The organism is Methylibium petroleiphilum PM1 (genome assembly GCF_000015725.1).
Taxonomy (GTDB): domain Bacteria; phylum Pseudomonadota; class Gammaproteobacteria; order Burkholderiales; family Burkholderiaceae_C; genus Methylibium; species Methylibium petroleiphilum.
Genome location: NC_008826.1, coordinates 123,060 through 146,258 on the forward strand (window position 1 = coordinate 123,060; position 23,199 = coordinate 146,258).

At 66.6% G+C, this 23,199-nt stretch carries 35 protein-coding genes and 1 pseudogene; 35 read left to right on the plus strand and 1 reads right to left on the minus strand.

All coding sequences use genetic code 11. The features are described 5' to 3' along the window. Positions 1–2: 2 nt before the first annotated feature. From MPE_RS19990 to MPE_RS20085, 20 genes are all read left to right on the plus strand, one after another. Positions 3–197, plus strand: coding sequence for a hypothetical protein (locus tag MPE_RS19990; protein ID WP_011831533.1), 195 nt, complete (start codon positions 3–5; stop codon positions 195–197). A gap of 8 nt (positions 198–205) precedes the next feature. Further along, on the plus strand, positions 206–454 hold the full coding sequence (locus MPE_RS19995) for a hypothetical protein (RefSeq protein WP_011831534.1): 249 nt from the start codon (positions 206–208) through the stop codon (positions 452–454). Positions 455–466: 12 nt separating this feature from the next. Continuing rightward, a complete protein-coding gene (locus MPE_RS20000) occupies positions 467–982 on the plus strand; it encodes a hypothetical protein (protein ID WP_011831535.1) in 516 nt (171 codons plus the stop codon). A 62-nt stretch (positions 983–1,044) separates the two neighbouring features. Beyond that, positions 1,045–1,626 (plus strand): thermonuclease family protein, encoded by a 582-nt coding sequence (locus MPE_RS20005; RefSeq protein ID WP_011831536.1) that lies wholly within the window; start codon positions 1,045–1,047, stop codon positions 1,624–1,626. Continuing rightward, complete coding sequence (locus tag MPE_RS20010; protein ID WP_011831537.1) at positions 1,623–1,895, plus strand: hypothetical protein; 273 nt, start codon at positions 1,623–1,625, stop codon at positions 1,893–1,895. Before MPE_RS20005 ends, MPE_RS20010 begins: the two co-directional genes overlap by 4 nt. Position 1,896: 1 nt before the next feature. After that, entirely contained in the window at positions 1,897–2,502 is a 606-nt protein-coding gene (locus MPE_RS20015; RefSeq protein WP_011831538.1) for a hypothetical protein, read from the plus strand. 8 nt (positions 2,503–2,510) lie between these two features. After that, positions 2,511–2,783: a hypothetical protein gene (locus MPE_RS20020; protein WP_011831539.1), complete on the plus strand. Its 273-nt coding sequence runs from the start codon at positions 2,511–2,513 to the stop codon at positions 2,781–2,783. Beyond that, on the plus strand, positions 2,780–3,703 hold the full coding sequence (locus MPE_RS20025; RefSeq protein WP_011831540.1) for a hypothetical protein: 924 nt from the start codon (positions 2,780–2,782) through the stop codon (positions 3,701–3,703). Before MPE_RS20020 ends, MPE_RS20025 begins: the two co-directional genes overlap by 4 nt. Next, entirely contained in the window at positions 3,700–4,041 is a 342-nt protein-coding gene (locus MPE_RS24115) for a hypothetical protein (protein WP_041930361.1), read from the plus strand. The genes MPE_RS20025 and MPE_RS24115 overlap by 4 nt, the downstream gene beginning before the upstream one ends. Beyond that, positions 4,038–4,235 carry a hypothetical protein gene (locus tag MPE_RS24120; RefSeq protein WP_148211108.1) on the plus strand — a complete coding sequence of 66 codons (198 nt, stop codon included), beginning with the start codon at positions 4,038–4,040 and terminating at the stop codon, positions 4,233–4,235. Before MPE_RS24115 ends, MPE_RS24120 begins: the two co-directional genes overlap by 4 nt. A 100-nt stretch (positions 4,236–4,335) precedes the next feature. Continuing rightward, positions 4,336–4,719: a hypothetical protein gene (locus MPE_RS20040; RefSeq protein WP_011831542.1), complete on the plus strand. Its 384-nt coding sequence runs from the start codon at positions 4,336–4,338 to the stop codon at positions 4,717–4,719. Positions 4,720–4,721: 2 nt separating this feature from the next. Beyond that, complete coding sequence (locus tag MPE_RS20045) at positions 4,722–4,949, plus strand: hypothetical protein (protein ID WP_041930363.1); 228 nt, start codon at positions 4,722–4,724, stop codon at positions 4,947–4,949. Between the two features lie 169 nt (positions 4,950–5,118). Beyond that, positions 5,119–5,310, plus strand: coding sequence for a hypothetical protein (locus tag MPE_RS20050; RefSeq protein WP_041930364.1), 192 nt, complete (start codon positions 5,119–5,121; stop codon positions 5,308–5,310). Beyond that, a complete protein-coding gene (locus MPE_RS20055; protein ID WP_011831543.1) occupies positions 5,310–5,543 on the plus strand; it encodes a hypothetical protein in 234 nt (77 codons plus the stop codon). Before MPE_RS20050 ends, MPE_RS20055 begins: the two co-directional genes overlap by 1 nt. Before the next feature lie 10 nt (positions 5,544–5,553). Continuing rightward, positions 5,554–5,748: a hypothetical protein gene (locus tag MPE_RS20060; RefSeq protein ID WP_041930365.1), complete on the plus strand. Its 195-nt coding sequence runs from the start codon at positions 5,554–5,556 to the stop codon at positions 5,746–5,748. A 142-nt stretch (positions 5,749–5,890) separates the two neighbouring features. After that, positions 5,891–6,448, plus strand: coding sequence for a hypothetical protein (locus MPE_RS20065; RefSeq protein WP_041930366.1), 558 nt, complete (start codon positions 5,891–5,893; stop codon positions 6,446–6,448). After that, complete coding sequence (locus tag MPE_RS22985; RefSeq protein WP_011831545.1) at positions 6,441–8,201, plus strand: DUF2135 domain-containing protein; 1,761 nt, start codon at positions 6,441–6,443, stop codon at positions 8,199–8,201. The genes MPE_RS20065 and MPE_RS22985 overlap by 8 nt, the downstream gene beginning before the upstream one ends. 288 nt (positions 8,202–8,489) lie before the next feature. Continuing rightward, entirely contained in the window at positions 8,490–9,206 is a 717-nt protein-coding gene (locus MPE_RS20075; RefSeq protein WP_011831546.1) for a hypothetical protein, read from the plus strand. Beyond that, positions 9,206–9,802, plus strand: coding sequence for a ribonuclease HII (gene rnhB, locus MPE_RS20080; protein ID WP_011831547.1), 597 nt, complete (start codon positions 9,206–9,208; stop codon positions 9,800–9,802). The genes MPE_RS20075 and rnhB overlap by 1 nt, the downstream gene beginning before the upstream one ends. Before the next feature lie 7 nt (positions 9,803–9,809). Continuing rightward, on the plus strand, positions 9,810–10,139 hold the full coding sequence (locus tag MPE_RS20085) for a DUF4031 domain-containing protein (protein WP_011831548.1): 330 nt from the start codon (positions 9,810–9,812) through the stop codon (positions 10,137–10,139). 3 nt (positions 10,140–10,142) lie between these two features. Here the strand turns inward: MPE_RS20085 and MPE_RS20090 are convergent, their stop codons facing one another. Next, complete coding sequence (locus MPE_RS20090) at positions 10,143–10,343, minus strand: hypothetical protein (protein ID WP_041930367.1); 201 nt, start codon at positions 10,341–10,343, stop codon at positions 10,143–10,145. A 250-nt stretch (positions 10,344–10,593) separates the two neighbouring features. On the opposite strand from MPE_RS20090, the gene MPE_RS20095 reads away from it, so the two are divergent. From MPE_RS20095 to MPE_RS20165, 15 genes and pseudogenes are all read left to right on the plus strand, one after another. Beyond that, positions 10,594–10,854, plus strand: a complete 261-nt coding sequence (locus MPE_RS20095) for a hypothetical protein (protein ID WP_041930368.1) — start codon at positions 10,594–10,596, stop codon at positions 10,852–10,854. Positions 10,855–11,367: 513 nt separating this feature from the next. Next, positions 11,368–12,375 (plus strand): hypothetical protein, encoded by a 1,008-nt coding sequence (locus MPE_RS20100; protein WP_011831551.1) that lies wholly within the window; start codon positions 11,368–11,370, stop codon positions 12,373–12,375. Positions 12,376–12,625: 250 nt separating this feature from the next. Further along, entirely contained in the window at positions 12,626–13,432 is an 807-nt protein-coding gene (locus MPE_RS20105; RefSeq protein ID WP_011831552.1) for a hypothetical protein, read from the plus strand. Positions 13,433–13,592: 160 nt separating this feature from the next. Continuing rightward, entirely contained in the window at positions 13,593–14,300 is a 708-nt protein-coding gene (locus MPE_RS20110; RefSeq protein ID WP_011831553.1) for a L5-gp82 domain-containing phage-derived protein, read from the plus strand. Between the two features lie 287 nt (positions 14,301–14,587). After that, positions 14,588–15,712 carry a hypothetical protein gene (locus MPE_RS20115; RefSeq protein WP_041930369.1) on the plus strand — a complete coding sequence of 375 codons (1,125 nt, stop codon included), beginning with the start codon at positions 14,588–14,590 and terminating at the stop codon, positions 15,710–15,712. 11 nt (positions 15,713–15,723) lie between these two features. Further along, positions 15,724–16,365, plus strand: coding sequence for a hypothetical protein (locus MPE_RS20120; protein WP_011831555.1), 642 nt, complete (start codon positions 15,724–15,726; stop codon positions 16,363–16,365). Then, the gene (locus tag MPE_RS20125) at positions 16,365–17,303 is read left to right on the plus strand and encodes a hypothetical protein (protein ID WP_148211109.1); all 939 of its coding nucleotides are present in this window, start codon (positions 16,365–16,367) and stop codon (positions 17,301–17,303) included. The genes MPE_RS20120 and MPE_RS20125 overlap by 1 nt, the downstream gene beginning before the upstream one ends. Beyond that, on the plus strand, positions 17,300–17,689 hold the full coding sequence (locus MPE_RS20130) for a hypothetical protein (RefSeq protein ID WP_158304637.1): 390 nt from the start codon (positions 17,300–17,302) through the stop codon (positions 17,687–17,689). Before MPE_RS20125 ends, MPE_RS20130 begins: the two co-directional genes overlap by 4 nt. 116 nt (positions 17,690–17,805) lie before the next feature. After that, positions 17,806–18,354, plus strand: coding sequence for a hypothetical protein (locus tag MPE_RS20135; protein ID WP_011831558.1), 549 nt, complete (start codon positions 17,806–17,808; stop codon positions 18,352–18,354). A 102-nt stretch (positions 18,355–18,456) separates the two neighbouring features. Further along, positions 18,457–18,993: a hypothetical protein gene (locus tag MPE_RS20140; protein ID WP_011831559.1), complete on the plus strand. Its 537-nt coding sequence runs from the start codon at positions 18,457–18,459 to the stop codon at positions 18,991–18,993. 23 nt (positions 18,994–19,016) lie between these two features. Then, positions 19,017–19,673, plus strand: a complete 657-nt coding sequence (locus MPE_RS20145) for a hypothetical protein (RefSeq protein ID WP_148211110.1) — start codon at positions 19,017–19,019, stop codon at positions 19,671–19,673. A gap of 29 nt (positions 19,674–19,702) precedes the next feature. Beyond that, positions 19,703–20,062: pseudogene (locus MPE_RS20150) on the plus strand (dCTP deaminase); the annotation flags it as partial. 750 nt (positions 20,063–20,812) lie between these two features. Continuing rightward, complete coding sequence (locus tag MPE_RS20155; protein ID WP_011828776.1) at positions 20,813–21,595, plus strand: hypothetical protein; 783 nt, start codon at positions 20,813–20,815, stop codon at positions 21,593–21,595. 10 nt (positions 21,596–21,605) lie between these two features. Beyond that, complete coding sequence (locus tag MPE_RS20160) at positions 21,606–22,157, plus strand: hypothetical protein (protein ID WP_041929559.1); 552 nt, start codon at positions 21,606–21,608, stop codon at positions 22,155–22,157. Positions 22,158–22,262: 105 nt separating this feature from the next. Next, entirely contained in the window at positions 22,263–23,198 is a 936-nt protein-coding gene (locus MPE_RS20165; RefSeq protein WP_011828778.1) for a DUF4007 family protein, read from the plus strand. Position 23,199: the final 1 nt, after the last annotated feature.

The following is a 23,199-nucleotide window of genomic DNA, read 5'->3' on the forward strand; positions in this document are numbered from 1 at the left end:
GTATGCATAACAACACCCCGACCACCACGCAGCCCGCCGAGGACGACGACTCCGGCCTGGAAGCCTTCCAGGCGGCGCGCCGCGAAGCCGAGGCCGCCGGCATCCCTCAGGACGGCCCGCTGGGCCAGAAGGCGGCGGATCTCATCCGTTCGCGCGCCGGCGCCGACGCCCAGGGCGAAACCCCGGCCAAGCCGTAGAGCGCATCGTGCTGCAGGGATTCCTCGCGCGCTACGCGCAGTCCTGCCACCTGGCGGACCGCAGCGACCCGGCCACCATGGCCAACCTGCGCGCGATCCTGGCGCCGCGACTTCGCGGCCACATGCGTGAACTGGTCACCAGCCTCCGCCGTGACCGCCGCAGTTCCCGGCCGCTGCCCGGCGACGTGCGCCGCGATCTCGTGCTCGAGGCCCTGGAGTGCCGGGAGGCGATTCGCGCTGCGCAGAAGGTGATCTAGCTCCGAATCGTCATGCACGCCACTGTCTCGGCGCCGCAGTCTGTCGGCCCCGTACTCTCCGCCGGCTTCACGCCCGCTTTGCTTCTCTCGATGGCACAGGAAGCAGAGCGACGCTACCTGGAGTTGCTTTCGCAGCACCCGCCCGGCACGTTCCACGAGGGGCGCAACGAGCAGCGACGCCTGATGGAGCAAGCCCTGGCCTGTGCGGCCTGGATGGAGCGGAAGGGTCTGGACCGTCTGCCCTATGTGGGTCCGTTCGGGACTGTGCCCTTCACGCGCGGCATGCGCGTCCGTGTTCCCAAGGGTGCCTTGGTGTACGGATTCCGCTCCGACGAGCAGCGCGCTGGCCAGCCGGCCAAGATGACCCACGTCGTGACAGCGTTCTCGGTGGATCCTGGGTACGTGTGGCACGACGGCCCCAATGGTGCTGATGCGGTCCACCAGCCGAAGGTGCACTGGGCAGGCGCCGGCGGGTACTGGCGTTGGGCGTACGCCGCCGACCTCGAGATCGCCGCGCCGGCGAACTGATCGCGTCGCAGTGTGGTTCAAATAGTCGTGCATAACACGTATGCATACGCTACACTGTGCGCATGCAATCCAACAGCCCATTCACCAACTTCTTGTCGCGTCCGCTCGCGACGATCCTGATCGCCTTCCTCGCCGTCTTCTTCGCTGCCTACGCGCATGCCGCCCAGGCCAGCGCGATGCAGGGCAAGGTCGTCTACGTCGACGACGGTGACACCGTGGTGCTGCTCACTGCGGCCAACGAGCAGGTGAAGATCCGCCTGGCGTCGATCGACGCGCCGGAGTCCTCCCACACCAACAAGGAACGCGGCCGGATCGGCCAGCCGTTCTCGGACAACGCGAAGCGCTACCTCGAGCAGCTCGTGAAGGGCCAGACCGTGGACGCGCAGTGCCACGACGTCGACCGCTACAGCCGCCACGTGTGCACGCTGACGGTGGGCCGCGTGGAAGTGAACCGCGAAATGGTGCGCGCCGGCTGGGCCTGGGCCAACACCGCCTCCGGCGGGCGCTACCTGCGCGACGCCGGCCTGCCGCAGCTGCAGGCGCAGGCACAGGGTGCGCGCCAGGGCCTGTGGGCCGGCTCGAACCCGGTGCCGCCGTGGGAGTGGCGACGCCAGTGCTGGGAGTCGGGGAACTGCCCGCAGTGAGCGCGCCGCTGTCTCTCCTGCGCAAGGCTGCGCCGTGGCTGTCGGTGTTCGCACTGGCCTACATCGCCCTGGGCACGGCCGCGCTCTTCTACTGGAGCAAGCCGCTGACGATCTGGATGGGCTACGGCGAGCTGCTGTCGGCCGACGCGATCCCGATCCCCGTGCGCATGCTGTGGGCCGTGGCCGTCTTCTTCCCCGCCGGAATCCTCTTCAACCTGGGTCGCTGGCTCGCGCTGCGCGCCGGCCCGCTCGCCTTCTACCGTCCCTGACATGACCTTCTCTTTCCTGCGCCGTCTGGCGCGCGCCTCTCTGTGTTCCTTCGCACTCGCCGCCGCGCTGCCCGCGCTGGCGGGCGACGCGGTGGTCCCGCGCGGCCTCAAGGGCCTGGACCTCGGCCTGCCCAAGGCCGCCGCACTGCAAGTCGTCGAGCGGCTCCAGCTGGGCTCGCCCTTGAAGTGTTCGGCGAACTCCGCCGGCGAGGAGCACTGCCAGGCCGGGCCTCTCCCTGCTTCGGCGGGCTTCACCTTCGCCCGCGAGCGCGTGCACTACCTCGCCTTGTCCTTCACGTCCTCCGGAGTCCTGGACCAGGTGGCGCTGACGATGGGCCAGGAGATCTCGCCGGCGCGCGTCGACGCCTTCGGAGAGATCGCCGAGACGCTCGCCGCGGCCGCCGGCGCCAACCCGCAAGTCTTCGCCGGTGGCTCCATGGGCGACGTCTGGTTGCGCTGGAAGGACGGCAAGGGCGAGTTGCTGCTGACCATGTCGCAGTTCCAGCGTGGCGTCCAGGTGCAGGCCTTCCTGCGCAGCGCGGCGCGCGCCCCGGATGCGTTCACCAAGCGTTCGCGCGGCAACGAACGGTTCCTTGGCGACCTGTGATCGAAGGGATGACCGTGCGAGAGGAAGCCAAACCCACGAAGCGATTCGGCAAGTCGGCGGCGCTGGCTGCGCTGGACGCGCGCGCGGCGCGCATCGCGGCCGAGCAGAAGTTCGACCGGAGCAACGGCACGTCGCAGCTGCGCCCGCCTGGCGCGCGTGACGAGATCACCGACGAGATCATCAACCGGGCCGTCGAGTACGGCCGCATGCGGGCCTTCGAGCAGTTCGCCGAGGCGATCGAGGAAGGCTTCCGCTTCGAACCCAACCAGGAGTCCACGTGACATCCACCACCACCGAACCCCTGGCGCGCGCGCTGCTGCTCGCCGTCATCAACTGCGGGCACGAGATCGACTCGTCGCGCGTCCTGCTGCACTTCGACGCCAAGCAGGAAGGGCACAACGCCCTGAACCAGCTGTCGCGGCGCATCGAAGGCGTCCTGCAGGCGCAACCCGCTGCGGCGGCACCTGCCATCCGCTGGTCGCCGATCGAGACCGCGCCCAAGGACGGCAGCGTGATCCTGGTCGACGACAACGCCGGCGGCGGCGCGCCGTGGGCGGCCGCCAAGTGGCTGGCCGGCGAGGAGTGGTCGGGCTGGATCTACGAAGACGACGTGATGAACGACAACCAGCCGCTCGGGCCGAACCCGACCCGCTGGCTCGAGGGGCTCGACGCGAGCGTCAATGTCGCGAAGGAACAAGCGCCGGTGCGGCCGCCCGTGTCCGAGTCGCCGGAGCGCCTGGCCGAGCTCAAGGCGCAGCTGGACCTCGCGCTGCAGGCGAACGCCGACGCGCGCCGTGCCGGCCGGGCCGAAGCGCTGGCCATCCTGATGGGCACGTCGGCCGAGGACTTCCCCGAGATCTACATCGGCGAGCACACGGTGGGCGAGGGCGACGCCCTGTCGTTCCACTGGCGCGAGGACGCCCTTCGGACCCTCCTTCTCCTGACCGGTGCGGATCCGGCCGGCGCCCTGATCGAGCGGGTGACGGACGCCTGGTGGAGCCAGGAGCACATGATCGACGAGCTGCGCGATCGCCTGCGCAACGGACCCAGGAAGATCAACAACCTGACGGAGTTCTTTGCCGAGGCGAAGCTGCTGGACCTGCGCGCGAGCGACCTGGCCCCCAAGCTGGCCGCGCGGCCCGAGTTCGCAGCCGAGGCGGCGATCGCGCGTGCCGCCGGCACGCAGGAGGATCGGGCTTGACGGAGTTTCTGCTGGGAGACATCCCGCACGGCGTGACACGCTCCGCGCAGGACGAGGCGTTCCGCGGCGCGAAGGTGCGCTGCGAGAACCCGTACTGGAGCCGCCACCTGCAGCTCGCGCTGTTCGAGTCGCTCGGGTGCACCTGGCCCGCCGTCCGTGTGGTGCCGTGGAACACGCGCCGGCCGCTGCTGGTGATCCAGCAGTCCCCTGTTGGCGCGCACCGTTGGTTCTTGTCGTGGGCGACCGAGCCCGACTTCGAGACCTGCCCGCTGCCCGAATACTCGGCCAAGGCGCTGGTGAAGGCCTACCGCAAGCTGTCCTCAGGAGCCGCGTCGTGAGGGTGTCGCTTGGCTTGGTGCTGTGCGCGGCGGCTCTGCTGCTCGCGCTGCCGGTGATTCGACCGATGTTCGCCGAGCTCGAAGCGACGGAGCGCGATTGCGTTCGAACACCGCCCGAGCGTCGCACCGAATCCCAGCGCGCGCGCTGCAAGCCGCAGGGCCCGGCAGGCCTCATCATCCCCGGCGTGCTCTGACCGGCGTTCGCCAGGCAAAGGCGGACAAGATGCGCAAACCGGATACACGCGACGTATCGCGCCGTGTTATGCTTTCGTCGCCTCAACCACAAGGAGCGACATGAGCACACTCACCGGCGGCGCGCCGCCGACGACCCCCACCCACCCGAAACACGACCTCTACGCCAACGCCGCCACGTTCGTCGCGTCGGCGATCACCATCTGGTCCGGCCTGCAAGAGCGTTCCGCCTTGCTCGCAGTCCTGGGCGCCGTCTTCCTGATCTGGAGCGCGTTCTCGCTGTTCCGTCCGCGCAAGGGTGGTGCCGGATCGGTGGCGCACCAGTTCGTGCAGACGCACGCGCGCCGGCTGAGCCTCGCGGCCTTCGTGGTCGCGGCGGCCCTGACCTGGTATGCGTTCGATGCCAACCTGATGCTGCCGTCCGTGATGGGCGGCCTCCTGCTGGTGGCCACGGCGTTCAAGCTGTTCGGCAAGAAGGCGGCCTGACCATGGTCGTGAACGTCGCCGACATGACCAGCTACGAGAGCGGCCGCCGGCTTGCCCAATGGTGGATCGACAGCGGCGGCGAGCTCGACGTGGACGGCCCCTACTTCGGCAGCGAATCGCTCTACGAAGGCTTCATCCATCGTCTGGACCAGGAGCGTCGTGCGCGCGAACAGCGCGCCGGCGAACCCGGCCCCACGCAGGCGGTCGATCTGGAGCTGGCCTTCGCGTAGCTGCTGCTTCCTCAACCAACCTCGACGGGCCCCTTGTGGGCCCGTTTTCCTTTCTCGCTGTGTTCGTCCCCCCAGATCTCCACCTGCCTGTTCGGCATCTCCGGTGGCAAGAGAACAGGCATCCGCCTGCCCACACCCCGGCCAACCGGCCGCAACCAACGGAGAAACCATGACCAATCCCACCTCACTCTGCCCGCAAGGCGCGACCCTGCTGCGCGAGGCGCAGAAGCTGCTCGCCGAGATCGACAGCTGGGGCGGCACCGTGCACGAGAGCCATCTGGCCGGCCTGCGTGCGGCCGTCCGCCAGGCCCAGGGCGACAGCACCGGCGTTCCGGCGAACACCACCGCGGAGGCGCAGTGATGCTCGCTGTTCAATCGGCACAAGAAGCCCAAGGCTTCATGCTCGCCGCCAAGGACCTGGACAAGGCGCTGGCCATCGGTGCCGGCTTCCTGAGTGCCGGGTCCGAAGCGGAGCTGCGCGCGCGCCGCGACGCGCACCTGGCCGGCGTCGCCGCCTGGGTGTCCGAGCAACCGGACCCCGTCGCTGCCGGGCATTACGCCAGGCGGGACTTCGCCGCTCTCGCCAACGCCTAAGGAGGCCGCCGTGATCACGATCCACGAGTTCGGCACCGCGCCGCAGAACGTCCCCACCGGCTACAGCCTGAAGCAAGAAGCGCACGGCACCGCCGAGCAGTTGCAGCAGCAGTTCGACGGCCAGGATGTCGTCCTGGTGCGCGGCGCCAACGTCCACGGACAGCCCGGCGTCTTCGTCGTCGGCGTCTTCGCTCCGAAGGCCTGACCCAACCCTCCCAGCCCCGTGCTCGACTTCTTGTCGGCTCGGGGCTTCCTTCTTTCGTGTAGTTGTTGTGCAACTCCGATACACACAATCTTATCGGTACGTGTATAGTATGACTATGCACTCAAACAGCCGACCCCACTTCTTGCGCCGGCCGCTGCTCATCGCGGCCGCCGCCTCCCTGACCCTCGCGCTCGCCGCCTGCGACTTCGGCGGCGGTGGCTCGGACGGCCCCTCGCAGCCGACCGACAACACCCCGGTTTCGCTCAGCGAGCGCATCACTCAGCTCGAGGCCAGCGGCCAGCTGCCGAGGTTGGACCGTTCGACGGATCTGCTGGGCTCGGACGCGAACGCCAACGGCGTGCGTGACGACATCGACACCTGGATCGCCGGGCGTGCCCTGAGCGCGCAGCGCACCAAGGCGCTCACCCGTGCAGCGAAGACGGCCCAGGCCGCCCTCACGGTCAATCCGGCGGATTCGTCCGCCGTCCGCGCCGTCGCCCGTCAAGGCGCGCGCGACATCAACTGCATCTCCACCGTCTTCGCCGGCGACACGGCCAGCAACAACGGCTTCGAGCTCCACAAGGCCATCGAGAAGTACACGTTCAACACCAAGCCACGTGTCCTCGCCTACATCACCTTCAACAAGGCGCTGTCCGGCGCCGTCCTGAGCCTGCCGTCGGGGGACACCTGCGATGAATAAGCGATTTCTGACCGCGGCGTGCGCCGCTCTGGCCGTCGTCACGGCCGCCCCGACCTTCGCTGCCCCCGCGCCCACGCCCTCGGCGTGCGGTGACCAGGGCCTCTACGTCGGCTTCTACAACGGCGTCTGGAGCACCAGCGCCGATGCCCTGCGCGGCATGGGCGCGCTGCGTGCGCAGCTGGGGGAGACCTATCGCGGCGAGCACATCCGCTACGAGCTCATGTACAACCCGACGAACGGCTGGGAAGGCATCGCGCAGGCATTCGATCAGCGGCTGGCGCAAGAGAACGCCGTGCTGACCAACCGATGGGAGTCGTTCTGGGACACCCTGCAGGGCCGCGGCCCGGGCGGTGCCGGCTTCCTCGCCACGCTGGGGCAGACCTTCAGTTCGATGGCCAGCCTGGCCAACGACCTGCGCGCCATCGTGACGACGGCCTCCGTCAACTCGGTGACTTCGCTGGCGGCCAACCCGCCGACGGCGCGCGACTACGCCGAGCAGAACACGCGTCTGGACACGATGACGCTGGAAGGCAGGAAGCTGCTGCTCGTCGCGCACTCGCAGGGCGACCTGTTCCTTGGACAGGCCTACCAGCACCTCGACGCCGGCGTCGCCGCCGGACGCGTGACGGCCGGCTCCTATGCCGCGCTGCGCATTGCCCCGGCTGGCTCCTATGCTCCGGCGCGCAGCCAGCACGTGCTGGTCTCGCAGGATCAAGTGATCAACGCTCTGCGCCAGGCGGCGAACGTGCCGGCCAACAACGCCACGGTGCCGACCTACCAGGAGCAGATCGCCCTCGGCGTGTCGGACCCCGACATCAGCGCTGACCTGCTCGCGGAGACGTACCTGAACGCCATGTTCACCGGTGCCGGCGCGCCAGCGCCGATGATCAAGTCCGCGGCTTACCAGCTGATCGACGGCCTCACGACGCCTTCGCAACTGGCGCGCTCCGGCTTCTTCACCGCCACGCTCAACTGGGACCGCAACGGCGACGTGGACCTGCACGCCTTCGAGCCGAACGGCGCTCATGTCTTCTACGGCATGCCCAACGGCCAGTCGGGGATGCTGGACTACGACGACACGAGGACGACCGGCCCCGAGCACTACACGACCACCTGCGATGCGAGCCAGCTCGCCGAAGGCACCTACACGATCGCCGTCAACAACTTTGGCGCCCCGGCCGGCACCCAGGCTGTCGTTCAGGTCGCCACATGGGCCGACGGTCCGCTGCTGACGGCGCCGGTGCTCACGTTGGGCCAGCAGGCAGGCAGCGCCGGCAACGCGAATCCGACGCCGGTGATGACCGTCACCGTGGCCAAGGATCCGGCGACCGGCCTGTTCAAGGTGACGGCGGCCGCGGCCAACGGCGATGGCCCCGTGACCGGAACCCCGCAGACGCTCCAACTGGAAGTGCAGATGGTTCCGCCGGCCGGAAAGGAAGCTCTCTGCGGAACCGCATCCGCCTACCAGATCCGTGACTTCACGAGCGACTTGGGCGGGCAGAGCTGGAACTGCACGCCGACGACCTGGAACATGCGCTTGACGAACACGACGTCGTCCACGATGGCGATCGGTTCCTTCGCTAAGTCGAGCATTGCCTGGACGACCGCATCCAACAGTTGCGGCGCCACGCTGGCGGCCGGCGAGAGCTGTGTTGTCGCCATCAAGTCGCCGACGTTCACGGCCAGCGAATCTTCCGGCATGAACGTGAGCTGGCCGACCGTCGGCATCCAGAAGTACGTCTACATCTACTGATCCGACGGCCTAAGCCGATCCCAGCCCCGTGCTCGACTTCCATGTCAGCGCGGGGCTTTCTCACTCAAAGAATCGAAGCGATACGCAGCGCGTATGTGCATGTGTTAGAGTACGCACATCACCGATCGGCGAACGGGCTTGGTGTCCGTACCCGGCAGAGACTTCAACGGCCGCACGGCCGGCGCGGACCACCGCTTGAGAGTAGCGAACTAACGGGGTGAGAGGGGTTCGAGTCCCCTGCTGATCGCCATCCAACAGCCCATCGATTCACCGGCGTTGCCCGCTTGCATGAACCAGTACGCGTCGATCTCTCGCCGCAGCGCGGTGTCCCTTCTCGCGCTGGCAGGCCTTCCCGCGATCGCCGCCGAGCCCGTCTTTGTCAGTCCAGAACGATGGGCGATCTACAACGAGCGGCAGGCAGCCAGGGCCAGGGAGATCCTCTCCCGGGGGCCCACCGAGGCTGAGCGCAGGGCGGTCGCGCCGTTTCTTCGTGACGGCATCTGCAGCGCCGCGGCTCTCTACACCCTCTTCCCGCGCGGGCACGAGAAGCCGTTCGCGCAGGTGGTCCGTCGCCTGTATGACCACAAGTTCCTGATGCCAGGCGGCATGTGGATGACGAACATCCTGGAGGTGCTCCGCCAGCTCCAGATGCCGGCGACCCAGTACGGCCGATCGAACCTGGACTTCGACGCGCTGGTGCAGGCGATCGACAGTGATCGCGCCGTCTTCCTTGCCGGCCCGACCAGGAAGCTGATCGAACTTCAGCTCGAGCCAGGCGAGAAGCTCACCGACCCGTCGAGCTTGAACAATAGCTATCACGTTGTCCGGCTCTCGGCGCTCCGGCGAGACACCCGCGGCGCGCTCTCGCACGTCGCCCTTTACGACGTGAATCGCGACAGCGTCGGGTGGGTTCCCGCCCAGGAGCTTGCCGGGATCTACTCGTGGTTGCCGTGGGACGCGCGCGGCTATGGCGCGATCGTGACCAACGCGCCGGTGCCGTTCTGATGCAGTCGCTTCACCTCGAACTGACCGCCGGCGTCGACGAGGCCGGCCGCGGCCCGCTCGCCGGTCCCGTCGTGGCCGCCGCCGTCATCCTGGACCCGAGCCGCCCGATCGATGGCCTGAATGACTCGAAGCAGCTGAGCGCGAAGAGGCGCGATCGCCTGTTCGACCTGATCATCGAGCGCGCCGCGGCCTACTGCATCGCCGAGGCATCGGTCGAGGAGATCGACCGCCTGAACATCCTGCAGGCCACCATGCTGGCCATGCAGCGCGCCATCGCCGGCCTGAGCGTGACGCCCCAGCTGGTGCTGATCGACGGCAACCGGTCGCCGCTGCTGCCCATGCGCTCCGAGGCGATCGTCAAGGGCGACGCCAGGGTGACCAGCATCGGGGCGGCGTCCATCCTGGCCAAGGTGCACCGCGACCGCCTGTGCGCCAAGCTCCACGAGACCTTCCCTTTGTACGGTTTTGCTGTGCACAAGGGGTACGGCACGGCCGATCACCTGGCAGCCTTGGTCCAGCACGGGGCCTGTCCCGAGCACCGTCGCACGTTCTCACCGGTTCGCGCCGCGCTCGCGCGCGCAGCTGCACACGCCTGAGGCTGCCTTGGCCGTCTACGTCGACGACATGCGCGCGCCCTACCGGCGAATGCTGATGTGTCACATGCTGGCGGACACCGACGACGAGCTACACGCGATGGCGGCGCTGATCGGTGTGGCGCGGCGCTGGTGGCAGAGCCCGGAGAAGACAAGCGGCAGCCACTACGACATCTGCCTGACGAAACGCGCACTGGCGGTGAAGGCCGGTGCCGTTGAGATCACCCTGCGCCAGGCCTCGGCGATGAACCTGCGCCGACGGGCCACGGGCGAACTGGGCCCGCCGGAGGAGGCGCTGCCTTGGCGGGAGATGTTCCGCGCGAACGCGCGGCGCGCCTGAGTCTCAGCGGCGCGGGCCGCTCGGAACCCGGCTGGTGTCGATCTTCGATGTCGGGATCGTGCCGTCCACCAGGTTGGCACGGACTGCCTCGCGCAGATCGTCCTCCGACTCGCTCGGGCGCACCGCGAAACCGAACTCCTCGAGCAGCGTCTTGAGCTCGCTGTAGCCCATCCAGTTGAGCGCCGTGTGAATCGCCTGTTCCATGTCGTTCTTCTCCTGGGCTCCATTGTCGCCCGAGAGCCAGCCCCCGCGGCGAAGCCGCACCGTCCAAGGAAGAGCCTCTGACGTGTAGGCGCGGGTGTGACCGACCCCGCCCGCTGGCCATGCCGGCGGGTTTCTTCTTTCGATGAGCGTACAGGCCCGCGTGACGCATCACGCCCTACCACGCCAACACCAACCGGTACGGCGGGCGCCCGCAAGGGCTCACCTCATAACTCGAAAGGAGATTCATCTCATGAAGAAGAAAAACCTCACCATCCTGGCCGAGTTCTTCGGCCACATGCTCACGGGCGCTGCCATGTTCGTTGGAATGGCGCTGCTGGCCGTCGGACTCTCGCGGTTCGTCGACTGGCTGCCGTTCCTGCACAGCTCGAGCCTCGCGGCCGGGTTGCTGCACGGAGTCGAGCAGTGCATACTGTTTGCCGATGCGGTGTTCTTCGTCTGGTGGCTGATTTACAGCACCTACAAGGCACTCAAGGAACTCATGAAGGACTGACATGACGTCGCTGTTGAGGACATTCTGGAACGCTTGCAAGGAGACCCCCCGCGGTTTCTTTGCTCCGGCGATCGCGCTGTGGACACTCTTTCGCGACACCGCGGATCGTGTGACCACGGATAGGAAACAAGGTCTGACGCAGTAGCCGTCAAGACGAACCCCAGAGGCCCCGCTCAGCTTTGCTGACGGGGCCTTCTTCTTTCCGCCGCGATGTCGCGCATCTCCGAAGTGCCACGGCAATCCGGCCGCGGCATTCAACATCAACCCAGGGACCGTAAGATCGGCCCCACGAAAGGAAAGAGCCATGAAGCACACCGCTTCGGCCGCTCGTTCCTGATTTCCCGCCCGGCTTCGGCCGGGTCCGCAGTAGCAGCCCTTGTGGCTTCCTGAATGCGGTGACCTACACCTCAATTGCGAGGTTCGGACAACGTCCGGTAAGCGGTCTGGGCCCCACAGAGTCTGGGGACTCCCGGTTGGCCGGGTGCGCGAGCACCTACCCAACTTGGAGTAATCATGAACCAGAGTGGCAACACCACTGAGACCTTCTACGTCAACCCGACCATCGGCGCCTGGGTCCTTGTCCCGGCTGATCCACAGCACCACCCGCTGCTGCTGCAGCTGGTCGGCGGTGAACGAGAGTTGATCGGGCGACCGATCGACGCCTGGGATTCGCTGGCCGATGGCATCGAGCGCATCCGGCGCACCGGCGCCGAGCGCGGCCTGGTCGTCACCGTGTGCGGCAATCTGCATCGGTCCCCGACCGTGCTGCTGCGCGCCGCGCGACCAAAGCCAGTCGAACCTGCTCCGACCCGCGTATTCGCGGGCCTGAAGGGGATGGACGCTGCCAAGTGGGGCGTCTCTGACTTCTACGACGACAACGCCGAGGCGCTGCGCTGCGCGATCGCAACAGGCAACCCCTTCGACACCGGCTGGTACAGCGTGAAGAAGGAGATCCAGTCCGCGCGCGTCAGCCGCGCACGGCGCAATGGTCCGATCACGATCGAGGTCTCGGCCAGTATGGACGAGGCAAGAGATCTGCTCGACACGGCGTTCTGGAAGGCTGCCGGCGGCAACGCGTACTGCAGCTCAGGGTGGGACGCGCTGACGAAGATCGGCCTGAAAGAGGATGAGATCGACTCGCTCTTCGACGACCTGGCAGAAGGGTGCGGCATCGGTGAGAACAACACCGAGTCCGACTACCGCAGCTTGCACTGGCGAACTGGGTTCGACGGCGTCTGCCGCGCGCTCGACGCGTTGGCTGGCGACCTGGAGGCGCAGCTCGAGAGCATCTTCCGCGGCGTCGTCGGCGCATGCGAGGAACGCTTCAAGGGTCTGAAGCGCGACAGAGGCGCGTCCTGCAGAAACTGCAAGCACTTCGATCCGGCGATTCCTGAGTCCAGGAGCCACCCGGAAGATCCCGCCACCTGCGCACACCCGAAGTACCACGCGATCCTGAGCGTCAACAAGCACTTCCCGTTCGAGAACGGATGCAAGTTCTGGGAGGTCAAGCACCGCCCGTAACCCCCTCCGCCCGCCGCGTTCCTCATGGACCGGCGGGCTTTCTTTGCTCGACTCCGCACCGGCTGGTGCTTGCTCGGTGTCGGATGTAGCATTGCGCGTTAGGCGCTTGGACGGCGCCTGCTGTCCGCTTCTGCATACCCCGTTCGCGGGGCGTCCTGTTCCCAATTCGATCACCACGTTCGGCCATTGGCTCGGATGTCGAGGGCATGCGGACACCTTCGGTATCCGTGCCGACACGGGTGGAACGAACATGGACATGATCAAGACCACGGCGACTGCCGTGGAGAAGCTGCGCCGCCAGGCGCGTGAGCTCAGTCGCGCCACAGGCAAGTCGCTAACGGAGTGTCGTGAGGCTGTCGCGCTGCAGGCTGGCTACCAGAACTGGAAACACGTGACGGCATGCCTAGCTGCTTGCGCTGCCGCCGCATCTGCAGCGCCTGCAGCGAGGCGAGGGCAGCCAGTGCGGGTTGAGTTTCTGGATGAGGCTGACGCTGATCCGCACACAGTGCGCGCGTCGGCCACCATCGACGGCTCGGACGCCTACTTCAAACTCCTGGAGGAGAGCGAACTTGCGCCGGTTGTGCACCATCCGCTGAGGGGCGACTTCTTCATCGACCTGACCATCGAAGGGCGAAGATTTCGAGCAGAGGTGGTCGGTCCCAACCCGATCCTCGAGGAACATGGTGGCCTGCATTGGGTGCAGCTGGGCGCCTGCTCAATCAACCGAGCCAAGCAGGACTACCCGCGCCCAAGTAGCGAGTTCGAGTGGTTTGTCTGCAAGTACGACAACCAGCCGCGAGTGAGCCTTGCCGGTCTCTCTGACGCGGGCATCCGCCGACTCGCTTTGGAATTCGGCCTGGTCATCGAAAAGCCGATGTCAGCCTTCTCCTATCGTGTGCACCTGCCCGCCGAGAAGTTTGTCTTCGAGCGGTCTCGCGCGTGGCTGGCGCTGAAGGAATGGGGGCGCAAGCATCCCAGAAAGCTCGCGAGACGTGAGCTCGGCGACTACCTTGGCGATTGGCGCGGAAGAATCGCGGGTGAGCTGAAGAAGGAGTAGGCCGCCTTCCCCTGTGCGGTGCCGTTCAGGGACAAGCGAGCGCGACAAGGGGGAGGAGGGTGGTGGTTCTGCGGCCTTTTCATGCCCTGCTCGTCTGGCCGCGTGTGTCGCATCCCGAGCTACCAGGCGCACTCCCGCGCCGTTCAGCAGGAGATCCGACATGCAACACCACATTCCCGCCCTCAGCGGGCGCCTTGCGATCCTCTCGCAAGACAGCCCGCTCTTCGACGTGCGCGCGCTCCAGCTGGAGACCGCAGAAGAGGTGCGGGCAGCACTGAACTCCGACGCCACCGCGCGGCGGATTATGGCCAAGGCTTGCCAGCCCGCCGCCGGCGAACTCGTCGGCGTGCGGCTGAACCTCAACATCATCAAGAGCACCGGCGTGCGAGTCCACTCGATCCACCGCGGCACCACCCACGGCGGGCACGCCCGCGGCAAGGGCTTCTACCGAGGCGAGGTGATCAACTACAGCCAGGTCGTGACGCTCCGGCATGCGTGGTTCAACGTGCACCAGGCAGGACGAGAGCAGATCGCCGAAGGCGGCAACAAGGGGCCGATGGCCAGCGTCGACGGCGAGTTCGTTGTTCCGATGGGGCGAGTGAGCTTCGACGGCGTCGAGATTCGCTTCAACCCGCGGGACGTACACCTCTTCGTCGACCTGGAGAACTTCGCGGTGCAGTACGCCGAAGAAGTGACGTTGGCTGGTCATCGGGCATACGCCCGCGGCCTCATCGTCTACCACGATGCGAACAGCGCACCTGCGCGGGCCGGCAACACGCCGAGCATCGCAATGTTCCGAGCGCCAGCCAGGCACTCCGAACCGGTGACCCGATACCAGCCAGCGACTGACCTGGCGGCCGTCGCCTGAACCCCTCCGCCCGCCGCGATCCTTGGATCCGGCGGGCGCTTTCTTGGCGGCAGGAGAAACCCCAACTCAAGCCCAGTGAGTTGCCGCCGAAATGTCCCGATGGCGCGAGTAGCTCGGGCCAAAGACAGGCCCAGGGCTGTCGGCCGCAAACGCGTCGGCTGCGTTTGTTGTATTCGCGCACATCCTATAGCGTATCGGGACGTGTTATGTATGATTCAACGAACCGCCTAGAGCGGGTTCCCCACAACAGGATCAACACCCAACACCCCAATCAAGATCAGAGCCGAATGAACCGAACCATCAACCGTTTCGCGGCCGTGGCCGCAGTTGCACTCGCCGCCTTCTCGCCCGCCAGCCACGCCCAGCTCCTGGGCATCTTCAACGGCGTCACCAGCATGGTGAACCAGGCCACCGGGAAGATCGGCAACAAGCTCACCGGCGGCGAATCCGCCAAGGATCTCCAGGCCGAGCGCGACAAGTTCTTCGCGCAGTTCGAGCAGCAAAGCGCCGGCATGGACCCGGCCGCCAAGGTCCAGCTGCGCGGCACGATGGAGAAGTCCTGGGGCATGGCCGAGAACGCGCTGCTGATGAGCAACGCGCAGGCTCAGGCGGCCAAGGACGCGCCGCTGGTGGACTTCAAGAAGGTGGCCGCCGACTCGATGGGCGGCTTCGCGACCCAAGTCGGCATGAACTCCGTCTTCGGCGGTGCAGGGCTCGGCGACGTGCTCAGCTCCGCGACCATGGACGGCGTCATCAACGGCATGGGCGGCCAGTCCGGCAGCGCCCAGGCAATGGCTTCCCGGGCCGGCTCGCCGGGTCTTCTGGGTACCGCCGACGTCGGTTCGGCCGTTTCGTCCGGCGTGACCGCTGGCGCAACCCGGGCCGCCGCCGGCACCGTGACCAACAGCGTCAGCTCGGCCGTGGGCGGTTTCATGGGCAAGCTGGGCTTCGGCGGCCCGCGCGAGTTCGAGGCCACCGACGCGGTTCACCCGCTGACCTTCTTCGGCAAGCACCCGGGCGAGCTCGATGCGAAGGACCTGTACCGCGAGAACGGCTTCCTCGGCTGGAAGCGCATCGACGCGTCCGCCGATCTCGGCGCCGAGGCCTATGCGCCGATCACGGGGCAGGGGCCGGCGAAGGCATCGGTATTCAACTTCGACAAGGCGACCGGCAAGGTGATCGTGGCGTTCCGCGTGCTCGCGGTCGCGCCCACCGACTTCTCCAAGGTGATCGAGGCGTACAGCAAGCAGCTGGGCGCCCAGCCGCGCTACGCCAGCACCGGCTCGGTCCTGCGTGCGGTGTGGGAGAGCGGCGTGTTCGTCGCTGCCGACTCGACCAAGATCAGCGCCGGCTGGTCGCACCTGGTTCCGCAGGCCTACGCCGCCGCCGGCACGCCGGTGGCCGCGAACTGAGCGAGGCGCACGTGAGGCAGGTGCTGCTGACGACGCTATTGGCGATCTCGGGCGCGCTGTTCGGCCCCTCGGTCGCGCAAGCGCAAACCTGCGGCCTGCTGGCCGACCCGAACAACCCGGCCTGCAAGGGCGGTACCGCCTCCCCGGCCACGCCCGGCGCCGCGGCGCCCGCAGCCGCAGCTGCGACAGCGACCGACCCCAGGCAAGCGCCAGGCATGGGCCAGAAGGTGTGCGCGTTCTTCGACACGAAGACCAACCGCTGCCTGACCGTCCGGCCGGACACGAAGGCCTACGACAGCGCGGTGCAGACCGGCATCGAGGCAGCCATGATGGGCATGCAGATCCAGCAGGATGCGATCTACCGCGCAGGCCAGATGGGCGTGCTCGGCGGCTTTGGCCGTCAGGCGCAAGGCCAGGCCGGGGCGCCCCTGCCGCAGATGCCTCAGGGCGTCACGCTGCCGGGCGCCACGTTGCCGGGTGTCGGTCTCACAGTCCCTGGTGCCGCCCCAGAGTCGGCCGCAGCCCGGCAGACCAGCGACAGCCCGCTTGTCGCCTGCGCGCGGCAGCGAATCACCCAGGCCGAGAAGGCTTCAGGCCGGCCTGCTACGCCGGACGAGGTCGCAGCCGCGATGCGCTCGTGCGACACGCCATGATGAGTCTGCTGACCCGGCTTGCCTTGCTGGCGGCACTCATGGTCGCTCCGACGCTGGCGCTCGCCGATGTCCGGCCCGCCGAGTGCGTCAGCCCGGGCCCTGGCACGTGCACGGAGTGGAAGGTCTACACCGCCGAGGGCGCAACGACGACTGACGAGCACGCCTACCTTTCGTGGACGCCAGGCGAATGGGCGAGTGCTCTCGCCAGCTGCAACGGGGCAGGTGGCACCGCAGTGTCGAATGGCGGCTGGCTCTGGATGAACAAGTCGACCAACGTCTCGGGTGGCCTTTGCGGTCGCGTGTTCGCGATCAACAACCTCTGCCGGTCGACGAACGCTGGCGACGGGACGAGGCTGCAATGCGCAAAGTGGGGCCTGAACGAGCCCAGCCGGCCTGGCTGGCTCTCCGTTGCCATGGACAACCGCGAGGGCGTACTGGCGTGCGGCGGCGTTTTCATGGCGATTGGCGGCGACATTGCTCCGGGTGTTCCTGGCTTCTCGGCGGCCGAGCCACCGAAGCTCGCCCCCGTGACCAAGAAGTCCATCGGCAAGCTGAAGGAGAGCCTCACGAGCATGCAAGAGGCGGCCAGAGCCACCGGCGCCAAGGAGAAGGCTCGCAGCTACTACGCTGCCTACAAGTCCTACAAGAAGGCCAAGGATCAGTTCGATGACTCGCTGGAGAACGTGCAGAAGGCATCGGAGTTCGTCGGCATGGTCGCGGATGTGAGCCTGGAAGGAGTCATCTCAATCTCGGCGATTGCTGCCCTTCCGCGCCAAGCAAACTGCATTCGGAACGGCACCGTCATGTCCGGCGGATGCGACCTTCGGCCCGGCGACATCGATCAGCTGCAGCGATTCCAGCAGTACGTGAACGAGACAGATGCAGTGAAGTGCTTCAGCGCGGCGGGAAAGATTGCCGCGGCACTGCAGCGGCAATGAGACTCAAACCCCAGACACCTATGCCCATCCTCAAACGAACCCCCAAGAACGCCGCGATCGCGGTGGCCGGCATCTACGTTCCGATCTTGCTGGTGTCCATGATGGCTCAGCGCGGGCTGCCGTCCGCCGGCGCGCTGTTCGGCGGCCTCCTGGTTTCCCTGATCGTCGGCTTCCTCGCCTCCGGGTACCTCACCGTCATCTCGGGCCCGAACGGCTTCCGCCTCGTCGACCCCGGCCGCACGCCGGAGCAGATGGCCGACGCCAACCGGTCCCTGTCCGAACCGCCGCCACGCCCCTACGAGCCCACCGTCAACGTCGATGGCACGCCGATGATCAACGGCATGGACGCCAACGGGAACCCCTACGGCGTCACGAAGATGGACTGACTTCGCCACCCCCTCCTTCTGCCCGGTGCGCTTGTCGGCCGCGCGCAGGCGAGGGGCCTTCCACTCCCAGGTTGCTCATCTCCTCTGGTACCTCAACCCTCCATAGGAGAACCTGCATGCAACCCAACCCCCTCTCTTCGGCCCTGGCGGCGATCGCCGGCCAGTTCGAGCTGTTCAAGCAGAAGTCCAGCGGCCTGGACGTGTTCCGGGACAAGGAACGCAAGATCCGCGACCTGATCGCGCGTCATCAGCGTTCACTCGAACGCCTGGAGAAGCAGCGCGCGAAGGCGGCCAAGACGGTCGACGAGGCGAACCCCTACTCGTACGCCCGCTACCTGCAGCCGCTGGCCGACGCGGTGCTCGAGCACTTCCCCGGCATGGCCGCGCGGATCATGGGCCCCTACGGCCTGGGCAACACGGCCTCGATCTCGATCTACGACCCGGCCAAGGGCGACACCGATGGCGTGGTGGGCTGGCTCCAGTTCCGCTACGAGTCGAACGACGGTCAGCTGTCCTACGTCGACCTGGACAAGCACTCCGGGCGCTACCCGCCCAACTCGCTCGGCGACATCAACGGCCTGAACTACGAGGCGGTGCCCCTCACCGCTGAAACGACGATGGACGAGCTGGTGCAGCTCTTCCGTCGTGGCGCCGGCGGCGTCTAACCTTCCCCAGCGGGCCGCCTCTTCGGTGGCCCGCTTTCTTCTTGACCGGCGCGGGCGCCAGGTCGATCCTGTATCCCAGAACACCGTGCGGAAGGAGAGGGCATGGGAGCAGCTGATCCTGCGGGGTGCGTCTTCAAGGCGAGCGGCCGCGACGCCGGCTCGGTCGAGGCCTACGCCGATGCGTTCTGGTCCCATCTGCGCGACAGGGTGAGCGGCCTGCCGGCGGCACCGCCCGACGGATGCGGGGTGGCCGAAGCGCCGCGCTGCGCACTGCAGTGGTCAGCGTGCGTGGATCTGGGCTTCCTGGCCGCGGCGCTGCACGACGCCGATGGCAACTCGTGGGAGGCCTTCCTTGTTCCGCATGCAGATGGATGTCTGCGCACCGGCTGGAAGCGGCGCTGGCAGCCCGAGCCGATCCCTCCGTACCCCTGGAAGGCCGCATCGGATCGCCTGGCCGACCTGGCGCGCCTACCGTCCGTCATCGCTCCCGACTTCCTGCTGCTCGCCATCTCCCTGGGGCCATCCCCGCCTTCATCCGCATCCGACCTGGCCGCTCGGGTTGCTGCGGCATTCGACGACGGCGTCCCGCCGGCTGTTGCAAACGACCAGCTCGCCCAACACAGCACTAGACATACATAACACGTGCTGATAAGATGCGCAGCATGAAAGCAATTCCTGCTGCGCCAGCCAAGCCGTCCGCCGGCCTGGCCTTCCTCACTGCCGCGCGTGACGGCATGCCCAGCACCCTCGGTGACCGGGTCCGCATCCAGGCGATGGGCGAGGCGATGCACCTGGCGGTGCGCTGCAAGTTCAGGTTCGACAAGGACGACGCCGGCGCGCTGAAGCCGTTCGGGATCAGAACCAGCGTGGGCGTGTTCCGTCCGATGGACGAGAACTACTACTCGGCGGCCTGCGTTCACGGCGGCACCTACGCGCGGATGTGGGAGGCGTGGGCTGACATGAAGCCCTGGATCGCCCCTCGCGCCATCGCAGGCGGCTACGGCTCCACTCGCGGCGACGACCTGGGCGAGAACCGCGTTGCGCCCGGCGTCGGCGTGCTGCTGCCGCTGACCGAGGCCGACGCCGGCGCCGATGCCGGCCTCTCGCAGACCCGCGACGCACAGGTCTGGTGGTGCACGTCGATCGAGAAGAACGAGATCGTCCTGTGCCGCTACCGCTTCCCCGAGGGCCGGCGCTACCCGTTCGATCGCGACGGCCAGCCGGCGCGCCGCATGAAGCTCAGCCGTGCCCAGTGGGCCGCGCTGTTCCCCGTCCAGAAGAAGCAAGACGAGCAGGCCGCCGAAGCGGTCGCCGCCTAACCCAACACCCCGACTCCATACCCATTCCCATGAGCATCCTCTCCGACAAGCAGATCCGCCACTACGCCGAGCAGCACGGCATGATCGAGCCGTTCGAGCCGCGCCAGGTCCGCCAGGGCGACGACGGCACCAAGCGCATCAGCCACGGTCTGTCCAGCTACGGCTACGACATCCGCTGCGCGCGCGAATTCAAGGTCTTCACCAACGTACACAGCACCGTCGTCGATCCGAAGAATTTCGACGAGAAGAGCTTCGTCGACATCGAGAGCGACGTCTGCATCATCCCGCCCAACAGCTTCGCGCTCGCGCGCACCGTCGAATACTTCCGCATTCCGCGCAACGTGCTGACGGTCTGCCTGGGCAAGAGCACCTACGCCCGCTGCGGCATCTAATGTAGTCAAGAGCTTTCTGAGTAATTTGAGCAAGGTAGACGGGCTGAACTGAATTTCTTCTTGGTCATTGACTTCTAACGGCTGTTTGGCAAGCCCGCGCAGCGGGCGCGTCAGTCCATAGTGTGGGGAACCGGGGAACCGCCCGAAGGGCGGCTGTGCACACCCATGAGGTGTGTACAGCCCGGTTGTCCACACGGGCGAGTGGAATGCTTGGGTTGCCGGCGGGCTTTGAAAGGTGTGGTCCTCCGTCGAGGTCAAGCTCGGCCCGTCTTGGACAACACTTGCCTAGGCGCGGCCAGGTTTGCAGGAAGCAGTTGCCTGCTTCGAGTTGCCTCTCGCCACGAAGGCGAGGGGGATTCTGCGGTCGTTGCTGGACGCAGGCGCCTGAAGTCGGCCGCACGCCCTGACCGTCTACCCAAACGGTCGGCCGGCTTGCTGGTGCGGCATCGTGACGTTGCGGTAGCACCCGGGAACGGCGAAGGACGTCCTCCTGACGATGGAAGACGAAAAGGGGCGTTCGCCAGCGTGATCGTGTGGCGCGGTGTCTGGTAGCGGCAAGGTGCGATCAACAAGTCTCCTGGCTAGCCGCCTCTATGTACTCACGCCGCCGCGGGGCCGACTGGTTACCGAGAGCCGTGATTTTCACCAAAGAAGTCAAAGAAAAAGCCGTAAAAAAAGCACGGCGTTCGCCTTGTTTTGTGCTCGCGCGATCTCTATTGTTCAGGGGATGCAAGCACCCTTGACGCCATGAAGACCGCTGAAGACAAGCGCAAGATCTCGGTGCAGATGTGGGCGCCGCTGCTGCACAAGTTCAACGAGCTGTGCAACAAGGCTTGCCTGAACCGCGATGCCTACTTTGACTTGGTGCTTGACCACGAGGCGCCGATGCTCCTGTCTGAGCTTGCCGGAAGGAAGAACTCCGCGGCGGCGCGCAAGTACGTGAAGCGGTGCCTGCTCGAGCTTCAAGACCTGAGGCCGGTGAGCTTCAACCTTCGACGCAGCACCGCGGAAGCGGTGGATCGGGCCTGCGATGAAGCGAACCTGTGGCGCGACGTGTTCATCAACCGCGTGGCCTATCTGTTGGTTGTCAGGACGTCGAGCTTGGAATCGCAGTGGGACATTGAGTTCAAGCACTACCGGGACGAGATCTTCGAGGACGGGTGGGAGATCAAACGCCTGCTGCTCGGTCCTCGACTTCTAGCGATCGCTGACTTCCTCGGCGACGACCCCTTCGCCGGCATCCGAGCCGTCCTGCGGGCGGCCGATCGCGACACCGGGGGGGGCCTGCACCTGCAGCCTCTTGGCATGCCGGGGGCGGTACGTGAGCAACGAGGCCTCGCGGGTTTCACCACCTATTTGGAGGACGAGTTCGTGCCGGGCACCGAACCGAACGCTGCGCAGGCTCGGATGGTGGAGGTGCTCTTAGAGACCTTGCGCGAAGAAGGCGCCGAACGAAGCGGCGGCACCGCAGTGCGAAAGTCTCCGAAGGCGAAGAGGTCCAAGGGAAGCAGCCGTCGTGTTGGTGCATAAGGAGACGTCGATGACAAGGAGCAGTGAGTCGTTTTCGGCGGAGCGCCTTCTCGCAGAGTTCGATGAGGTGAACGCGGCGATGGCGGCAGCGAACACGTGGATGGCGAGTCTGGAGCTACGACGGCATCAGCTTGCTGACCTTCTCGACACAGCGACGCGGCCGACGACGACGCAGCTCGTCGCGGTCGCGCCGAAGATGGTTCACCGTGGCGTGCTGTTCCGAGGTGACCTTCGGCGCATGTGGAACTTCATCGACATCCACCTGTTTGTGCTGCGGGGGCTGCGGGCGGCGGTGCCTGAAAGGCGGGCATCGATGGCCGCTGCGATGTCATGCCGCGGTACGGCGCGCAGCTACGTGGCTGAGGACAGGCAACGGTTGTTCTTGGGCAAACCGGACGGATGGGTTCGCCGCCACAGCGTCGAGCTGTCCGAGGGGTGGTACGCCGACACGAACCTCAGCGTCGAGCGCATGCGAGTGCTTCTCCCCGTTGCAGTTCGCGCGGCCGGGTGGAGGTGGGGCGACGACGTGCGGGTCTTTTGGCGACCGACTCCGTTGAACTGAAGAAGTCCGGTCAAGATGTATGGTATTCCATACAGTATCGACGCGGCGAGGTGCTGTGGGGGTTGCCGGACTGGTGAAGTCCTCCAGTCCGGCTAAGATGCCCGGATGATTCCAATAATTCCCGGTCTGAAACCACAGTTCTCCGGCCATGAGACCTTCCCTCTGAGGCAGCTTTGGCTGCACAAGGCGGTGCGCGCGGTCGAGGAGAACGGCGCGGCCTCCTCACCCTTCGGCGATGAAGAGGCGATCGTCCGCTTCGGGGTGGGCAAGAACATGGTCACCTCGATCCGCTTTTGGGCGACGGCCTGCCGCGCCATCAGGGAAGAGGGCGACGGCTACGCGCCGACCGGGCTCGGTGCCGACATCTTCGGGCTCGATGGCTTCGACCCGTACTGCGAGCAAGCCGCGACGCCGTGGCTCATGCATTGGTTTCTCGCGAGCACCTACGACAAGACAACTACGTGGTACTTCCTCTTCAACCACGTCACTCAGCAGGTATTCGAGCGCGAGGCCGTGGTCGCCGCACTGCTTGGCGGGTTCAGTGAGCTGACGCAGGCAGTGCCAACTCTCAAGCGCATTTCGCCGGCGACTCTGAAGCGGGACGTCGAGTGCTGCATACGTAGCTACGTACCGCGGCTAGGAAGCGAATCGCCCGAGGAGATGAGCGAGCCGCTGCTTGGTGAGCTTGGCCTCATTCAGCAGAACGCCAAGGGTACGTTCGAGTTCCGGCGAGGCCCAAAGCGATCGTTGCCGGACGGCATCTTCGCCTATGCGCTTCTTGAGTACTGGAAGCGTCAAGCCGCCGGGTCGGTCATGGCGTTCGATCGCGTCGCCCACGACTACGGTTCACCGGGGCGGGTTTTCAAACTGGACGAAGGTGCGGTAGCCGACCGCCTGATGGCGCTCGAAGCGCTGACCGACGGCGACATCCAATGGACCGAGCAGGCAGGAATCAGGCAGGTCACGCGCACGGGGCGGGCGCTCGCGAACATCGACGAAGCGATGACAAAGGTGCTGAGGGCGGCGTATGGGAGGCGCTAAG

What these genes read in the sequence shown, in the direction of transcription:
- MPE_RS19990 (WP_011831533.1), top strand. Translation starts at nt 3, where the DNA reads ATGCATAACAACACCCCGACCACCACGCAGCCCGCCGAGGACGACGAC.
- MPE_RS20000 (WP_011831535.1), top strand. Translation starts at nt 467, where the DNA reads ATGCACGCCACTGTCTCGGCGCCGCAGTCTGTCGGCCCCGTACTCTCC.
- MPE_RS20005 (WP_011831536.1), top strand. Translation starts at nt 1,045, where the DNA reads ATGCAATCCAACAGCCCATTCACCAACTTCTTGTCGCGTCCGCTCGCG.
- MPE_RS20015 (WP_011831538.1), top strand. Translation starts at nt 1,897, where the DNA reads ATGACCTTCTCTTTCCTGCGCCGTCTGGCGCGCGCCTCTCTGTGTTCC.
- MPE_RS20020 (WP_011831539.1), top strand. Translation starts at nt 2,511, where the DNA reads ATGACCGTGCGAGAGGAAGCCAAACCCACGAAGCGATTCGGCAAGTCG.
- MPE_RS20040 (WP_011831542.1), top strand. Translation starts at nt 4,336, where the DNA reads ATGAGCACACTCACCGGCGGCGCGCCGCCGACGACCCCCACCCACCCG.
- MPE_RS20045 (WP_041930363.1), top strand. Translation starts at nt 4,722, where the DNA reads ATGGTCGTGAACGTCGCCGACATGACCAGCTACGAGAGCGGCCGCCGG.
- MPE_RS20050 (WP_041930364.1), top strand. Translation starts at nt 5,119, where the DNA reads ATGACCAATCCCACCTCACTCTGCCCGCAAGGCGCGACCCTGCTGCGC.
- MPE_RS20055 (WP_011831543.1), top strand. Translation starts at nt 5,310, where the DNA reads ATGCTCGCTGTTCAATCGGCACAAGAAGCCCAAGGCTTCATGCTCGCC.
- MPE_RS22985 (WP_011831545.1), top strand. Translation starts at nt 6,441, where the DNA reads ATGAATAAGCGATTTCTGACCGCGGCGTGCGCCGCTCTGGCCGTCGTC.
- MPE_RS20075 (WP_011831546.1), top strand. Translation starts at nt 8,490, where the DNA reads ATGAACCAGTACGCGTCGATCTCTCGCCGCAGCGCGGTGTCCCTTCTC.
- rnhB (WP_011831547.1), top strand. Translation starts at nt 9,206, where the DNA reads ATGCAGTCGCTTCACCTCGAACTGACCGCCGGCGTCGACGAGGCCGGC.
- MPE_RS20090 (WP_041930367.1), bottom strand. Translation starts at nt 10,343, where the DNA reads ATGGAACAGGCGATTCACACGGCGCTCAACTGGATGGGCTACAGCGAG.
- MPE_RS20095 (WP_041930368.1), top strand. Translation starts at nt 10,594, where the DNA reads ATGAAGAAGAAAAACCTCACCATCCTGGCCGAGTTCTTCGGCCACATG.
- MPE_RS20100 (WP_011831551.1), top strand. Translation starts at nt 11,368, where the DNA reads ATGAACCAGAGTGGCAACACCACTGAGACCTTCTACGTCAACCCGACC.
- MPE_RS20105 (WP_011831552.1), top strand. Translation starts at nt 12,626, where the DNA reads ATGGACATGATCAAGACCACGGCGACTGCCGTGGAGAAGCTGCGCCGC.
- MPE_RS20110 (WP_011831553.1), top strand. Translation starts at nt 13,593, where the DNA reads ATGCAACACCACATTCCCGCCCTCAGCGGGCGCCTTGCGATCCTCTCG.
- MPE_RS20115 (WP_041930369.1), top strand. Translation starts at nt 14,588, where the DNA reads ATGAACCGAACCATCAACCGTTTCGCGGCCGTGGCCGCAGTTGCACTC.
- MPE_RS20125 (WP_148211109.1), top strand. Translation starts at nt 16,365, where the DNA reads ATGAGTCTGCTGACCCGGCTTGCCTTGCTGGCGGCACTCATGGTCGCT.
- MPE_RS20130 (WP_158304637.1), top strand. Translation starts at nt 17,300, where the DNA reads ATGAGACTCAAACCCCAGACACCTATGCCCATCCTCAAACGAACCCCC.
- MPE_RS20135 (WP_011831558.1), top strand. Translation starts at nt 17,806, where the DNA reads ATGCAACCCAACCCCCTCTCTTCGGCCCTGGCGGCGATCGCCGGCCAG.
- MPE_RS20140 (WP_011831559.1), top strand. Translation starts at nt 18,457, where the DNA reads ATGGGAGCAGCTGATCCTGCGGGGTGCGTCTTCAAGGCGAGCGGCCGC.
- MPE_RS20145 (WP_148211110.1), top strand. Translation starts at nt 19,017, where the DNA reads ATGAAAGCAATTCCTGCTGCGCCAGCCAAGCCGTCCGCCGGCCTGGCC.
- MPE_RS20155 (WP_011828776.1), top strand. Translation starts at nt 20,813, where the DNA reads ATGAAGACCGCTGAAGACAAGCGCAAGATCTCGGTGCAGATGTGGGCG.
- MPE_RS20160 (WP_041929559.1), top strand. Translation starts at nt 21,606, where the DNA reads ATGACAAGGAGCAGTGAGTCGTTTTCGGCGGAGCGCCTTCTCGCAGAG.
- MPE_RS20165 (WP_011828778.1), top strand. Translation starts at nt 22,263, where the DNA reads ATGATTCCAATAATTCCCGGTCTGAAACCACAGTTCTCCGGCCATGAG.